The sequence below is a fragment of the Bacillus sp. RK1064 genome (assembly GCF_051488405.1).
GTDB lineage: Bacteria > Bacillota > Bacilli > Bacillales > Bacillaceae > Bacillus.
Genome location: NZ_JBPSCZ010000001.1, coordinates 1,784,720 through 1,798,381, shown reverse-complemented (window position 1 = coordinate 1,798,381; position 13,662 = coordinate 1,784,720). Strand labels below are relative to the sequence as shown.

18 protein-coding genes are annotated in these 13,662 nt (G+C 42.5%); 16 read left to right on the top strand and 2 right to left on the bottom strand.

Annotated features, from left to right (window positions below; translation table 11 throughout):
* Nucleotides 1-19: 19 nt before the first annotated feature.
* Nucleotides 20-625, bottom strand: coding sequence for a rhomboid family intramembrane serine protease (locus ACSSTM_RS09395; protein WP_034663961.1), 606 nt, complete (start codon nucleotides 623-625; stop codon nucleotides 20-22).
* A gap of 94 nt (nucleotides 626-719) precedes the next feature.
* Between ACSSTM_RS09395 and acpS the strand changes: the two genes are divergently transcribed.
* The 14 genes from acpS (at nucleotide 720) to ACSSTM_RS09325 (ending at nucleotide 11,716) form a co-directional block, all read left to right on the top strand.
* Nucleotides 720-1,085, top strand: a complete 366-nt coding sequence (gene acpS, locus ACSSTM_RS09390) for a holo-ACP synthase (RefSeq protein WP_034663960.1) — start codon at nucleotides 720-722, stop codon at nucleotides 1,083-1,085.
* 160 nt (nucleotides 1,086-1,245) lie between these two features.
* Nucleotides 1,246-2,262, top strand: a complete 1,017-nt coding sequence (locus tag ACSSTM_RS09385) for a LolA family protein (RefSeq protein ID WP_152620487.1) — start codon at nucleotides 1,246-1,248, stop codon at nucleotides 2,260-2,262.
* A 136-nt stretch (nucleotides 2,263-2,398) separates the two neighbouring features.
* Complete coding sequence (alr, locus tag ACSSTM_RS09380; RefSeq protein WP_106038585.1) at nucleotides 2,399-3,580, top strand: alanine racemase; 1,182 nt, start codon at nucleotides 2,399-2,401, stop codon at nucleotides 3,578-3,580.
* A gap of 293 nt (nucleotides 3,581-3,873) precedes the next feature.
* Nucleotides 3,874-4,155: a hypothetical protein gene (locus tag ACSSTM_RS09375; RefSeq protein ID WP_012008995.1), complete on the top strand. Its 282-nt coding sequence runs from the start codon at nucleotides 3,874-3,876 to the stop codon at nucleotides 4,153-4,155.
* A gap of 4 nt (nucleotides 4,156-4,159) precedes the next feature.
* Nucleotides 4,160-4,510 carry a type II toxin-antitoxin system endoribonuclease NdoA gene (gene ndoA, locus ACSSTM_RS09370; RefSeq protein WP_003214169.1) on the top strand — a complete coding sequence of 117 codons (351 nt, stop codon included), beginning with the start codon at nucleotides 4,160-4,162 and terminating at the stop codon, nucleotides 4,508-4,510.
* A 117-nt stretch (nucleotides 4,511-4,627) separates the two neighbouring features.
* Nucleotides 4,628-5,503, top strand: a complete 876-nt coding sequence (locus ACSSTM_RS09365; RefSeq protein WP_045210228.1) for an RsbT co-antagonist protein RsbRA — start codon at nucleotides 4,628-4,630, stop codon at nucleotides 5,501-5,503.
* Nucleotides 5,463-5,831, top strand: a complete 369-nt coding sequence (rsbS, locus tag ACSSTM_RS09360; RefSeq protein ID WP_003214235.1) for an RsbT antagonist protein RsbS — start codon at nucleotides 5,463-5,465, stop codon at nucleotides 5,829-5,831. The genes ACSSTM_RS09365 and rsbS overlap by 41 nt, the downstream gene beginning before the upstream one ends.
* A gap of 2 nt (nucleotides 5,832-5,833) precedes the next feature.
* On the top strand, nucleotides 5,834-6,235 hold the full coding sequence (locus ACSSTM_RS09355) for an anti-sigma regulatory factor (protein WP_034663954.1): 402 nt from the start codon (nucleotides 5,834-5,836) through the stop codon (nucleotides 6,233-6,235).
* A gap of 10 nt (nucleotides 6,236-6,245) precedes the next feature.
* Nucleotides 6,246-7,253 carry a PP2C family protein-serine/threonine phosphatase gene (locus tag ACSSTM_RS09350; RefSeq protein ID WP_095286219.1) on the top strand — a complete coding sequence of 336 codons (1,008 nt, stop codon included), beginning with the start codon at nucleotides 6,246-6,248 and terminating at the stop codon, nucleotides 7,251-7,253.
* 59 nt (nucleotides 7,254-7,312) lie between these two features.
* Nucleotides 7,313-7,642 carry an anti-sigma factor antagonist gene (locus ACSSTM_RS09345; RefSeq protein WP_034663950.1) on the top strand — a complete coding sequence of 110 codons (330 nt, stop codon included), beginning with the start codon at nucleotides 7,313-7,315 and terminating at the stop codon, nucleotides 7,640-7,642.
* Nucleotides 7,639-8,127 (top strand): anti-sigma B factor RsbW, encoded by a 489-nt coding sequence (gene rsbW / locus ACSSTM_RS09340; protein ID WP_034663948.1) that lies wholly within the window; start codon nucleotides 7,639-7,641, stop codon nucleotides 8,125-8,127. The genes ACSSTM_RS09345 and rsbW overlap by 4 nt, the downstream gene beginning before the upstream one ends.
* Nucleotides 8,093-8,881 carry an RNA polymerase sigma factor SigB gene (gene sigB, locus ACSSTM_RS09335; protein ID WP_034663946.1) on the top strand — a complete coding sequence of 263 codons (789 nt, stop codon included), beginning with the start codon at nucleotides 8,093-8,095 and terminating at the stop codon, nucleotides 8,879-8,881. The genes rsbW and sigB overlap by 35 nt, the downstream gene beginning before the upstream one ends.
* Nucleotides 8,881-9,480 carry a PP2C family serine/threonine-protein phosphatase gene (locus ACSSTM_RS09330; RefSeq protein ID WP_034663944.1) on the top strand — a complete coding sequence of 200 codons (600 nt, stop codon included), beginning with the start codon at nucleotides 8,881-8,883 and terminating at the stop codon, nucleotides 9,478-9,480. The genes sigB and ACSSTM_RS09330 overlap by 1 nt, the downstream gene beginning before the upstream one ends.
* 76 nt (nucleotides 9,481-9,556) lie before the next feature.
* Entirely contained in the window at nucleotides 9,557-11,716 is a 2,160-nt protein-coding gene (locus tag ACSSTM_RS09325) for a Tex family protein (RefSeq protein WP_437404146.1), read from the top strand.
* A 19-nt stretch (nucleotides 11,717-11,735) separates the two neighbouring features.
* Here ACSSTM_RS09325 and cmpA read toward each other — a convergent pair whose 3' ends face one another.
* The gene (gene cmpA, locus ACSSTM_RS09320) at nucleotides 11,736-11,870 is read right to left on the bottom strand and encodes a cortex morphogenetic protein CmpA (protein ID WP_095286213.1); all 135 of its coding nucleotides are present in this window, start codon (nucleotides 11,868-11,870) and stop codon (nucleotides 11,736-11,738) included.
* A 99-nt stretch (nucleotides 11,871-11,969) separates the two neighbouring features.
* Between cmpA and ACSSTM_RS09315 the strand changes: the two genes are divergently transcribed.
* Entirely contained in the window at nucleotides 11,970-12,443 is a 474-nt protein-coding gene (locus tag ACSSTM_RS09315; RefSeq protein ID WP_034663941.1) for a SprT family protein, read from the top strand.
* Nucleotides 12,444-12,671: 228 nt separating this feature from the next.
* Nucleotides 12,672-13,649 carry a thiamine pyrophosphate-dependent dehydrogenase E1 component subunit alpha gene (locus ACSSTM_RS09310; protein WP_034663939.1) on the top strand — a complete coding sequence of 326 codons (978 nt, stop codon included), beginning with the start codon at nucleotides 12,672-12,674 and terminating at the stop codon, nucleotides 13,647-13,649.
* Nucleotides 13,650-13,662: the final 13 nt, after the last annotated feature.

Sequence of the window (13,662 nt, the reverse complement as noted above, 5' to 3'; positions counted from 1 at the left end):
ATCGACATTTTTTATGAGGTTAGTAGCGTCTTTTTTTTGAATGGAAAAATAGCGTAAGAGGTGCTAGGAGCATGCCGCCGATCAATCCAAATAAGTGAGCCATAATATTGATGTTTGAGTTAACGAAAGTCATGATGACAGAGACTGCAAGAATCGTTATGATCACCTGAGAATTGCCGCGGTCCATCATGTGCGGTTTAAATAGAACAAGGTATAAATAAACGCCAAACAAACCGAAGATGGCACCAGAAGCGCCGACATGTACATACTCTAAAGGCTCTACCCAATAGGTTCCGAGATTGCCAACGAACCCTGCACCAAGATAGATGATCAGAAATCGAACCTTCCCAAGCAAATACTCAAGCGCTGGAGCGAATAAGAACAAGGACATAGAATTGAACAAAATATGGGTCAGACTTCCGTGAAGGAAAATAGGTGTGACGAGCCGCCACCATTCTCCGGCAGCTACCCCATAATTGAAACCGACGAGATGGTCGTGACCAAGCTGTATAAGAGGGATAGGAATCGCAAATATAAGCCACAGACCAATTTGCAAAGCAAGAATCGTTGTTACGATTGGATACGATCTAATAAATTGTTGAAAGCTCTCCGTTCGAATAAACATAACAAACCCCTTTTGACTAGATAATGGTAAGTTTATAGTAACACGTTTATGAAGAGAACATCCAAATTAGTACGAGTATCATAGGAGGTACCTCATGATCAAAGGAATAGGCATTGATATTGTAGAAATCAACCGGCTCGCGCGAGTGCTTAACAGACAGCCTCGTTTACCAGAACGAATTTTAACGTTAAGTGAACAAGACATCTTTAACGAACTCAGTGAAAAGAGGCAGCTGGAATTTTTGGCGGGACGGTTTGTAGCAAAGGAAGCTTTCGCTAAAGCTTACGGAACGGGAATCGGCCGGCATTTAAGCTTTCATGACTTGGAAATTCAGAAAGACGAACATGGAAAACCTTTCATCAAAAGCAAGAAAACGATGGGCGACCAGGTTCATGTGTCCATCACTCACACGAAAGAATATGCTGCTGCACAAGTTTTAATTGAAAGGTTGTCAAGCTAGTCTGCATATTGTTTGTCCCCCCTTCATATATTGGGTAGTGCGATAAGGAAGGGCGAGTTGCTAACAGGCTTTGATGGTTCGCGGTACGCAGTTAACTCTTGAGGCGTACTGTTAAAGTCAAACAAGCGGTTTCTTCCTTTTAACACAATTAACGAAGGGGTTGAAAAGGGTGAGAAGAAGCTTTGTTTTGCTTGTAACGGGAATCCTTTTTGTACTGATTCTCTCCGCATGCGGTCAAAAATCTCAGCAGGATATCGTTGGAGATTTAAACAAAAAGGCAGAGGAAATGACATCATACAAAGCCAAAGCAAAAATGACCATTGAGACAGGAAATGACCCGCAGGAGTATCGAGTAGAAATTTGGTACAAGAAGCCGGAACTTTACCGTGTCTATTTAGAAAATCCAAAAAAGGATCAGAGTCAAGTCATTTTAAGAAATGGCAATGGTGTGTTTGTGCTGACACCTTCATTGAACAAGAGCTTCCGTTTCCACAGTGATTGGCCAAATAATAGCAGTCAGGTCTACTTATTTGAGTCACTCGTGAAGGACATTAAAAATGACAGTGCAGCTCAGTTCAAAGCGAAAGAATCAAAGTATGTGTTCGAAACCAAAACCAATTATCAGCACAACCAAATGCTGCCTACCCAAGAGATTACCTTTCATAAAAAAACAATGGCGCCTGCCAGTGTGAAAGTACTGGATAGCGACAAAAAGCCAATGGTGAAAGTGGAATTCTCTCACTTTGAATTCAATAAATCCTTTGACAAAGATGCATTTGATGAGAAGAAAAACATGACACTCTCTCAAATGGATGTAGCCACAAGTGCAGACTCATCTGACAGCTTTGCGGTGAAAACGCCAGTTGATATGCCAGAGGGCGTGAAGAAGATGGAAGAGAAAGAAATGATGACAGATGCTGGGAAACGTTATGTGATGACGTATGGCGGTAAGAAATCCTTCACACTCATTCAGGAAAAAGCGAGAGTAGCTGAAGCATCTACGCCTGTGACGATGAACGGCGAGCCAGTCGACCTTGGCATGACAGTTGGGGTTCTCACAGACCAATCCCTTTCATGGACATCTGACGGAGTGGACTACTTGATTTCTTCAAGTGATCTATCGAAGGAAGAGCTCTTGATGGTTGCAAAGAGTGTAGAAGGCCAGTCAGCTAAATAAATATCTCAGGCGAGAGCCTTGGAAATGAAACATCAGCCCTATGCAAGGGCTGATTTTCTTTGATTTGTTTCACATTATTCTTGATTTTTAGTATCATAATAAAGGTATTGAATCATTCAATAGGGAAGTGTGATGGATGGACACAAATGCCTTTTATAGAGACACATGGGCAGAAATTAATTTAACAGCAATTAAGCATAATGTTTCACATATGAAAGATCATATTGGTCAAAGTGTTCAACTGATGGCTGTGGTGAAAGCCAATGCATATGGACATGGAGATATAGAAGTGGCAAGAGCTGCCCTCAAAGCAGGAGCAGACTTATTAGCCGTAGCCTTTTTAGATGAGGCCGTCTCTTTAAGAAATAAAGGCATCAAAGCACCGATTCTTGTACTCGGCGCCGTACCGCCGGAATATGTCAAAGCCGCCGTTCGATACAATGTCATCATGACCGCTTACTCCATCGATTGGCTGAGAGAAGTCACCACAATGGTGAAAGGACAGATGGGACAACCTATACGTTTTCATTTGAAAATAGACAGCGGAATGAACCGATTAGGTGTGAAAACGATAGAGCAAGTGAACGAAGTGAAAAAGCTTGTCAGTGAACACTCTTATTTACAGCTGGAAGGCGTATTTACTCACTTTGCGACAGCTGATGAAAAGGATGAGGCCTACTTTGATCGGCAGGTCGATACCTTTCAAACACTGCTCGAGCCGCTTCATACGGACAAGCTGCTCGTTCATTGCGCCAACAGTGCAGCAGGTCAAAGGTTTAAAGACGTTTTGTTTAATATGGTTCGCTTCGGCATCAGTATGTACGGGCTGTCACCGTCAGAAGAAATCAAGGATGAATTACCTTTCAAGCTGGAAGAAGCCATGTCTCTTTATACAAAGCTTGCCCATGTGAAGCGCATTCAAAAGGGTGAGAGTGTCAGCTACGGGGCGACGTATACAGCCAATCAAGATACGTGGATCGGTACGGTTCCAGTCGGCTATGCAGATGGGTGGATCAGGAAGCTGGCAGGAACGGAAGTGCTCGTTGGCGGAAAGCGCCGGAAGATCGCAGGAAGGGTTTGCATGGATCAATTCATGATTGAACTGAAAGACAATCTTCCAGTAGGGGAGCCGGTCGTTTTAATTGGTAAGCAAGGGGAAGACATGGTATCAGTCGATGAAATCGCAAAAAGGCTTGAAACCATTAACTATGAAGTCACTTGCTCGATTGGCCACCGCATCCCAAGAGTATATATGGAGGACGGCAAAAGAGTGCATGTACGGAATCCGCTGCTTCAAAGCGGGCCAAGCTTTTTATAAACAGTGTTCAAAAGAACGATGGTCAAACTGACTTCGTTCTTTTTTATTCGACAAAAGTAGGGTAAACATTCTCCCTTTTTTAGAGATTTTGGAAATACCGTATGATTTTCGGAAAAAAGCGTATAATGGGAAAGAGGAACTCCATTATCATCTTGATTTACGGGTGGCGAGCCGCTTCATGTTCTAATAAGAAATGATGAAAAAACAGCTTTGCTTGTGCATTGAATAATGGTATGATTAGTCTTGGAATGGATCGATACGGTATCCGTAAGTTTTGTGGAGGTGTATGTTTTTTGTCTGAATCCAGCGCAACAAACGAAATGAAGATTCGACTGCCGGAGACTTTAATGTCTGAGATCGAACGAGTAGCAGAGCAGGATAAGGTAACAAGAAATGAATTGATCTACCGAGCGACAAAAACGTATATTCGTGAACGTAATATTCGACAAAATCGTGAATCGATGAGACGCGGCTACATGGAGATGGCGAAAATTAATCTGAATATCTCTTCAGAGGCACAATACGCAGAGTTTGAGGCTGAGAATACAGTTGAGCGATTAGTCAGCGGGGGTTAAACATTTGATTGTTAAACGCGGTGATGTTTACTTTGCTGATTTATCTCCTGTTGTTGGCTCCGAGCAGGGCGGGGTTCGCCCGGTATTGGTGATTCAAAATGACATTGGAAATCGCTTCAGCCCGACTGCTATCGTTGCAGCCATAACAGCCCAAATACAAAAAGCGAAATTACCGACTCACGTCGAAATCAATGCAAAGCGCTACGGCTTTGAACGAGATTCTGTCATTCTTTTGGAACAGATTCGTACAATCGATAAACAAAGATTGACAGATAAAATCACACATCTTGATGATGAGATGATGGAGAAGGTTGATGAAGCCTTACAAGTTAGTTTGGCTCTTATTGATTTTTAATATGGTGATATTTGGTTGCTCTCCTGTGAGCAACTTTTTTTTGTGTTCATTTTTTATTAAGGCTATAATGGAGAGAGAATGAAAGTTATTGTTTTTTATGTATGTAGGGGGTAAATTATGTCGAATCATATCGTGTTAGCTTTTGCGAGAGCGCACCAAAAGGAATTAGAAAAAGAATGGACTGACATCTTCAAACGACTCGGAGAAGAAGAAACGGACATGATGCTAAACGATAAAATGTATGAAACGATTTGTTCCGAATATGTCCAGCTTATTCTGGCATCCCTTTCAGAGGCGAATGCTGAGGATTTTGAAGAAAAAGTGCAATCTTTTGCTTTAAAAATTGTACAAATGGGTATATCACTTAAGTTACTGGCAAAAGGGCTAACGGAAATCCGTTCACACTTATATCACAAAATGAACAGTGACAAAAATACTGAACAAGGAAGTAATGAGCTCATATGGGAAATTGATCGGTTCATCTCACCAGTTCATAACGAAATATTGAATCACTACTCCATCTCATGGGAGAAAACCGTCAACCTTCAAAAAATTGCGTTACAGGAACTTTCTGCTCCGCTGATTCCGGTGTTTGAGCACATCACTGTCATGCCTCTTGTCGGAACAATTGATACAGACCGTGCGAAGAAGATCATGGAGAATCTGTTAAATGGCGTTGTGAAGCATCGGTCACAGGTGGTCTTAATCGACATCACCGGTGTACCTGTCGTCGATACAATGGTGGCACACCATATCATTCAAGCGTCAGAGGCTGTGAGATTAGTAGGTGCAAAATGCTTATTGGTCGGTATTCGCCCAGAAATCGCCCAAACCATCGTCACCCTTGGAATTGATTTATCTCAAGTTACAACAAAGAATACCCTTCAAAAAGGAATTCAAACTGCTTTAGAAATGACAAATCGAAAAATTGTTTCATTGGAGGGGAAACCCAGTGAGAAATCACCCGAAGATTCCAATCTTAAAATTATATAATTGTCTTCTAATTTCGATACAGTGGGAGCTTGATGACCAAACAGCCCTTCACTTTCAAGAAGACTTGCTGAATAAAATTCATGAAACAGGAGCGAACGGCGTTGTCATTGACCTAACATCTGTTGATATGATCGATTCATTTATCGCAAAAGTATTAGGCGATGTCATCACGATGTCAAAGCTCATGGGGGCAAAAGTTGTATTAACAGGAATACAGCCGGCAGTCGCTGTAACACTGATTGAACTTGGTATATCACTGGAAGAAATTCAGACAGCATTAGATCTTGAACAAGGGCTTGAGACATTGAAGCGGGAATTGGGGGAATAGATATGAAAGACCAATCCTGTGTGAAAATTTTGACGGAATGGGACATAGTTGCGGCAAGACAACTGGGGCGAAATGTTGCTAAAGAATTAGGATTTGGAACAGTTGACCAAGCAAGAATTACGACGGCCATTTCTGAACTAGCTCGAAACATCTATTTATACGCTGGTAAAGGTCAGATTTGTATAGAAGAAGTGATGGAGCGCGGAAAGCGTGGACTCAAAATCATTGCAGCCGATGAAGGGCCTGGCATCATGGATATACGTAAAGTGATGGAAGACGGTTTTTCTACATCAGGCGGACTCGGAGCAGGTCTTCCGGGAGTCAGAAGACTGATGGATGATTTTGAATTAGATTCTACACAAGAACAAGGAACGGAGATAAAAGCTGTTAAGTGGCTTCGCTAGGAGGGAAACCATGGATTTTAAGGAGGTAATGGAGCAGCGGTATCATCAGCTGCTCAGTCGTTATATCAGTGATTTAACTGAAACATCGCTTTATCAAGCTCAAAAATTTAGCCGAAAAACCATTGAGCATCAAATACCTCCTGAAGAAATAGTGAGTGTTCACCGAAAAGTGATTCAGGAGCTATACCCTGATTTGCCGGAAGATGTCTTTCATTCACTAGACTTCTTAATTGAAGTCATGATTGGGTACGGACTAGCTTACCAGGAACATTTAACACTTAGAGGCATCCAGCAAGAAATTAAATCAGAAATCGAAATTGCTGCTAATGTTCAGCAAACCCTTCTGGAAACGAAAATTCCAGAAGGAGACACATTTGATATCGGGGCTATTAGTGTGCCGGCAAAACAGATGAGTGGAGATTATTACCATTTTGTCACCGATCACGATACGATTAATATCGCGATCGCAGATGTGATTGGGAAAGGCATCCCGGCTGCGCTCTGTATGTCGATGATTAAGTATGCGATGGATTCCTTGCCGGAGTCAGGAAGCGGTCCCACAAAGGTGTTAAAAACCCTTAATCGTGTTGTCGAGCAAAACGTAGACCCGAGCATGTTTATTACCATGTTCTATGGCAGCTATAATAAAGCAACGCATGAATTTAAATATGCATCGGCTGGTCATGAGCCGGGCTTTTTCTATTGCAAAAAAGAGAATCAATTTTACGATTTAGACGCTAAGGGACTTGTCCTTGGGATCGCACCAGACTTTGACTATCGGCAGTATGAGAAGTATTTGGACGTCGGGGATATGGTCATCTTATTCTCAGATGGCGTGACAGAATCCAAGGCAGAGGACGGTTTTTTAGAGCGGGAGGATATCAAAACGCTTATAGCAGAGCACCTATCTTATTCCGCTCAGGAAATGGTCGATGCTATCTATGCCAGCTTACTGAAGCTGCAAGATTTTCAGCTTCATGATGACTTTACATTACTTGTTCTGAAAAGAAAGGTTTAGAAAGTAAATATGCGGGTATATAAAATTCTAGGAAACAAGAATTTCGAGGTGAATGCATAATGAATATGTCTATGAAAGAGCATCAAATAGATAATAAGACGAAAATTAGCGTCAGCGGAGAAATCGATGTATACTCCGCTCCTGAGCTAAGAGAAAAGCTTATGCCTAAAGCGGAGCAAGGGGATCATCTTGAAATCTGCTTGAAGGATGTTTCTTATATGGATAGTACGGGTTTAGGTGTATTTGTTGGGCTGTTTAAAGCGGCTCAAAAAGCAGGCGGAACATTAAAGCTTGAGAACTTGTCAGATCGGCTTGTAAGGTTGTTTGAAATTACTGGACTAAAGGACATCATTGACATTTCTGCAAAGACAGAGGGTGGGGTACAATGAACGAATCAGTAGATCTAATCGAAATGAAAATCCCAGCGAAACCAGAATACGTAGGCATCATTCGCCTGACTCTTTCAGGCGTAGCAAGCCGTATGGGCTATGTTTACGAAGAGATTGAAGACTTAAAAATTGCCGTCAGTGAGGCTTGTACAAATGCAGTTCAGCATGCCTACAAAGGTGAACATGGCGAAGATGGAGAGGTAGCTGTTCGCTTTCTTGTCTATGAGGATCGTCTAGAAATCATTGTCTCTGACAAAGGCGGTAGCTTTGACTTTAAGCAAAAGCAGGAAGGACTAGGGCCTTACACATCTGCTCATACGGTGGATCAATTGGCAGAAGGAGGTCTTGGTTTATATTTGATGCAAACATTGATGGATGAAGTCGAGGTGCAAGCAAACTCCGGAGTTACCGTTGCGATGACAAAGTTTTTAAACAGGGAGCGAGTTGACCATGACACAACCATCCAAAACTATGAAACTAACTAAAGATGAAGTAGATCGCCTCATCCAAAGCTATCAAACCAATCAAGACGAGCAGGCGCAGCTCACGCTTGTCGAATGTTATACAAATCTGGTCGATATGCTGGCGAAAAAATATTCCAAAGGGAAAAGTTTTCATGAGGATCTCAGACAAGTTGGAATGATTGGTTTACTCGGCGCTATTAAGCGATATGACCCGCTCGTCGGTAAATCATTTGAAGCCTTTGCCATTCCAACCATCATCGGGGAAATCAAACGCTTTTTACGTGATAAGACATGGAGTGTCCATGTACCAAGGCGGATCAAAGAGCTTGGACCAAGAATCAAGATGGCAGTTGATCATCTGACAACGGAGACGCAAAAGTCACCTAAAGTTCAAGAAATTGCAGAATACCTAGATGTGACAGAAGAAGAAGTACTTGAAACAATGGAGATGGGCAAAAGCTATCAAGCGCTGTCTGTTGACCAAGGCGTAGAGGCTGATTCTGAAGGAAGTACAGTCACCATTTTAGACGTTGTCGGCTCACAAGAAGAGGGCTACGAACGTGTAAACCAAAAAATGATGCTTGAGAGTGTGCTTCATGTTCTGACAGATCGAGAAAAAGAGATTATCGATCTGACTTATTTACAAAATAAGAGTCAGAAAGAAACAGGCGATTTACTCGGGATATCCCAAATGCATGTATCGAGACTGCAACGGAAGGCAGTTAAAAAGCTACGAGATGCATTATCAGAAGATGCGTCTATGGAGCTAGGGTAATGAAGCAGATTGAACAGCATGAGCATGTGAATGCCATTATCTATCAATCGAATAAAGAAGGGAAATCTTGCTGCGGGGACAGTTTTTTTATTAAAGCAGATGATGAAGAACTAATTTGTGCTGTGGCAGACGGATTAGGCAGCGGTCAGTTCGCCAATGAATCATCTTCTTTAGTCAGCGAAATTGTCGAAGAATATGGACATGAGGATATGACGACCCTCATCGACAGATGCAATCAGGCTATGAAAAATAAACGCGGGGCCACAGTTGCGATCTTAAAGGTGAATTTTTCCCAGCAGCAATTTACCTATTGTTCGGTTGGTAATATTCGGTTTATCTTGAATGCCCCTTCTGGCGACTATATTTATCCACTTCCGACATCAGGATACTTATCAGGGAAACCTAGAAAATATAAAACTTACACCTATTCCTACGAAAAAGGATCGACATTCATTATGTATTCAGACGGACTGAATGTGCCAAACATGAGAATGTGTTTAAAGCATAGTCATTCAGTTGCAGACATTGCCAAACAGCTTGAAACATACACACAAGACAAGAAAGACGATCTCACCTATGTACTTGGTCAGCTCATGTAAAATAGCTGACCTTTTTTCTGTTTTGCCGGTTTTTTTGATACACTAAAAGAGAAGACACAGTGAGAGGATGCAAAGTATGAAGACATCTGACTTTTTATTGAAACAAATTGCAACAGAATTAAAGCTTTCAACAAAACAAATTGAAAGTGTCATCAAGCTCTTAGAGGATGGCAACACCGTCCCGTTTATTGCCCGTTACCGGAAAGAGCAGACAGGCTCACTGGATGAGGTGCAAATTCAAACCATTTCAGAGCGCTATACATATATCCAAAATGTCATGAACCGAAAAGAAGAAGTCATTCGCTTAATCGCTGAACAAGACAAACTGACGGATGAATTAAAACAAAAAATTGAACAAGCTCATAAACTGCAAGAGGTCGAAGATTTATACCGGCCATTCAAACAAAAACGTAAAACAAAGGCGAATGTAGCCAAAGCAAAAGGGCTCGAGCCGCTGGCGGAATATGTACTCGCGCTGCCAAGCGATGAGATCGAGAAGAAGGCTGCTTCTTTTATCAACGAAGAAAAGGAAGTAAGAAGTGTAGACGAGGCACTTGAAGGCGCGCAGCACATCATTGCTGAACAGCTGGCTGATGATCCTGATATGCGGAAATGGATTCGCAGTGAAACGTACCAAAAGGGCAGTCTGGTCACATCAGGAAAAGACATCGAGAGCGATGAGAAAAACGTCTATGAAATGTATTACGATTATCAAGAGCCCATCAAAAAGATAGTGCCCCACCGTGTACTAGCGGTCAATCGTGGAGAGAAAGAAGGCATCTTAAAGGCAGCCATCGAACCACCTGCTGAAAATATTCGTTTCTATCTCGACAAGCAAGTCATAAAAGGCAAGCAGACGACGGCGAGACCGTTTATTGAAGCGGCAATTGATGATGCCTATAAGCGCCTCATTCAGCCTTCAATCGAACGAGAAATACGCAAAGAGCTGACAGAAAAGGCAGAAGAGCAAGCGATTCATATTTTTGCTGAAAACTTAAGAAAACTGCTTCTTCAGCCGCCGATGAAAGGGAAGCGTGTACTAGGAGTCGACCCTGCATTTCGTACAGGCTGTAAGTTAGCCGTCGTGGATGATACGGGCAAAGTCCATCATATTGGCGTCATTTACCCGCACCCGCCTGTGCAGAAAAAAGCGGAAGCCAAACAAAAAGTGAAAGAGATCATTCAATCATCAAATATTGAAGTCATTGCGATTGGAAATGGAACAGCTTCAAGAGAGACCGAACAATTCATCGCAGACCTGATTCAAGAGCTGGATCAGCCGGTGTCCTATTTAATCGTGAATGAAGCAGGGGCAAGTGTATACTCTGCGTCTGCACTGGCGCGAGAAGAGTTTCCAGACCTGCAAGTCGAAGAACGAAGTGCCATATCAATTGCTAGAAGATTACAAGATCCTTTAGCAGAGCTTGTGAAAATTGATCCGAAGTCTGTCGGGGTGGGCCAATACCAGCATGACGTGAGCCAAAAGCAATTAAACAGCTCGTTAACCTTCGTGGTGGAGACTGTCGTCAACCAAGTCGGTGTGAACGTCAATACGGCCTCACAGGCGCTGCTGCAATATGTGTCAGGCCTTTCAAAAGCCGTCGCAGGAAATATCATCAAGCGCCGCGAAGAGATTGGGAGATTCACAAGCAGAAAAGAGCTCAAGGATATTCCAAGACTTGGTGCTAAGACTTATGAGCAGTGTATCGGCTTCCTGCGCATCGCAGACGGACAAGATCCACTTGATCGTACAGGCATTCACCCAGAGAGCTATAAAGAAACAAAACAATTCTTACGCATGATCAAGATGACGCCAGACGATCTTGGCACAGAGCTGTTAAAGGAGAAAATTGCAGAGGTCAAACTGGACGAAGCAGCAGAGCAGTTTGATATTGGTATCATTACACTTCAGGATATCATCGATCAGCTGACAAGACCTGAGCGTGATCCGCGCGATGAAGTCCCAAAACCTCTTTTGAAAACAGATGTGTTGAAATTGGAGGACTTGAAGCAAGGAATGGAGCTGCAAGGAACGGTGCGAAACGTCGTAGACTTCGGCGCATTCGTTGATATTGGTGTAAAGCAGGACGGGCTTGTACATATTTCAAAGCTAAGCAACCGTTTTGTGAAGCATCCGCTTGACGTTGTATCAGTTGGTGACATTGTAACTGTATGGGTGGACTCCGTTGACCAGGCAAAAGGCCGCGTTGCCCTCTCCATGCTGAAACCAGAGTAAACAAAAAACGAGGCGCACCTTAGGATGGGGTGTGCCTTGATGTGACTGAATGTTTTTTTCTGTAGAAGTACCAGCATTGATTCAGCAATTTGATTTGGTAATGATTTTTTTCAAAAAATGCCTTCTGCATCTGATTTTTCAGCCAGTTGGGCATCGCCCATTCCTCCTTTGATCGAAACAGTGGGTGTACCTTCAATGTATGCAAAGGGGAAATTGTCCCGTTCGAGGTTTTTATAGAAAGGAACGATCTTGATTGAAGGAGAGAGAGTTACAGCAGTTAACAGAGCATATTTCTGAGCAGTTCTTTGGTAAGGCATTCCGCCATCAAGCTGTTTTTAATGACCGTCTCAAAACGACAGGCGGAAGATATTTGCTTGGTACACACAATATTGAGTTAAATCGCCGATATTTAGAGGAGCATGGAAGAGCTGAATTGATTGGGATCATCAAGCATGAACTGTGTCATTATCATCTGCACCTTGAGGGGAAGGGCTATCAGCATCGTGACCGGGATTTTAAAGAGTTATTAAAACAAGTAGGAGCCCCGCGTTTTTGTACACCGCTAAAGACCGTACAAAATAAACGGCGTGTACAGAAACGGCATGAATATGTCTGCACAGGATGCGGTCAGTATTTTATCAGGAAAAGACGATTTGATACCTCTCGTTATGTGTGCGGCGTCTGCAAAGGAAAATTAAAATGGCGGCGTACAATCGATTCAGAGTGAAAAGCATTCCTTTATGGGATGCTTTTTTTTTGTGGCCAATGGAACTGATCATCGTGATATGTAGGAGATGAAGTAGACATATTGAGACAAATAGAGACGCAAATCTCATTTTGTCTCTTTTTTGATCGGTGTGAATCGTTCAAAACCTAAGTTTTCAAGTGCCATGATGTTGGCACGTTTTTTGCTTGTATATAAGTGCAAGCAAAAAAAGATAGGAGGTTTTACCATATGGAAATGGCACTCACAAAAGAAAAAGCCGTTTGGATGTATCAAAAAATGCAGGAAATCCGCCAATTTGAAGATCAAGTACACACGCTTTTTACAAAAGGGATTTTGCCAGGCTTTGTCCATCTTTATGCTGGCGAAGAAGCTGTTGCTGTAGGAGTCTGTGCTCACCTGAATGAACAAGACAGTATTACAAGTACACACCGCGGCCACGGCCATTGTATCGCTAAGGGCTGTGATCTAAAAGGAATGATGGCAGAAATCTATGGAAAAGCCACAGGTCTTTGTAAAGGAAAAGGTGGATCCATGCACATTGCAGATTTTGATAAAGGAATGCTCGGTGCTAACGGAATTGTTGGAGGCGGCTTTCCACTTGCGTGCGGGGCAGCCCTCACGGCTAAATATAAAAAGACAAATAATGTAAGCGTTTGCTTTTTTGGGGATGGTGCAAACAATCAAGGGACTTTTCACGAAGGAATCAATCTCGCCGCCATCTGGAAACTGCCTGTCATTTTCATCGCAGAAAACAATGGTTACGGGGAAGCGACGCCATTTTCCTATGCTTCAAGCTGCAAATCGATCGTGGATCGAGCCGCCAGTTATGGCATTCCGGGTATTCAAGTAGATGGAAAAGATGTGACAGCCGTTTATCAAGCAGCAGAACAAGCGATAGAACGAGCAAAAAATGGAGAAGGTCCGACATTGATTGAATGCATGACATATCGGAATTATGGTCATTTTGAAGGAGACGCTCAGCGCTACAAAACAAATCAAGAAAAAACAGAACACCAAGAAGAGAAAGATGCCATCGCTCTTTTTAAAAATGAATTATTAAAGAAGCAGCTGCTGACGAATCAGGAGATATCAAGTATTGAAGCGGCTGTAGCAGAAGCGATAGATGAAGCCGTTAGATTCAGTGAAGAAAGTGAATATCCAGATCATACCGAATTACTGACCGATGTGTATGTTTCGTATCAATAAATCAGAAAGGGGA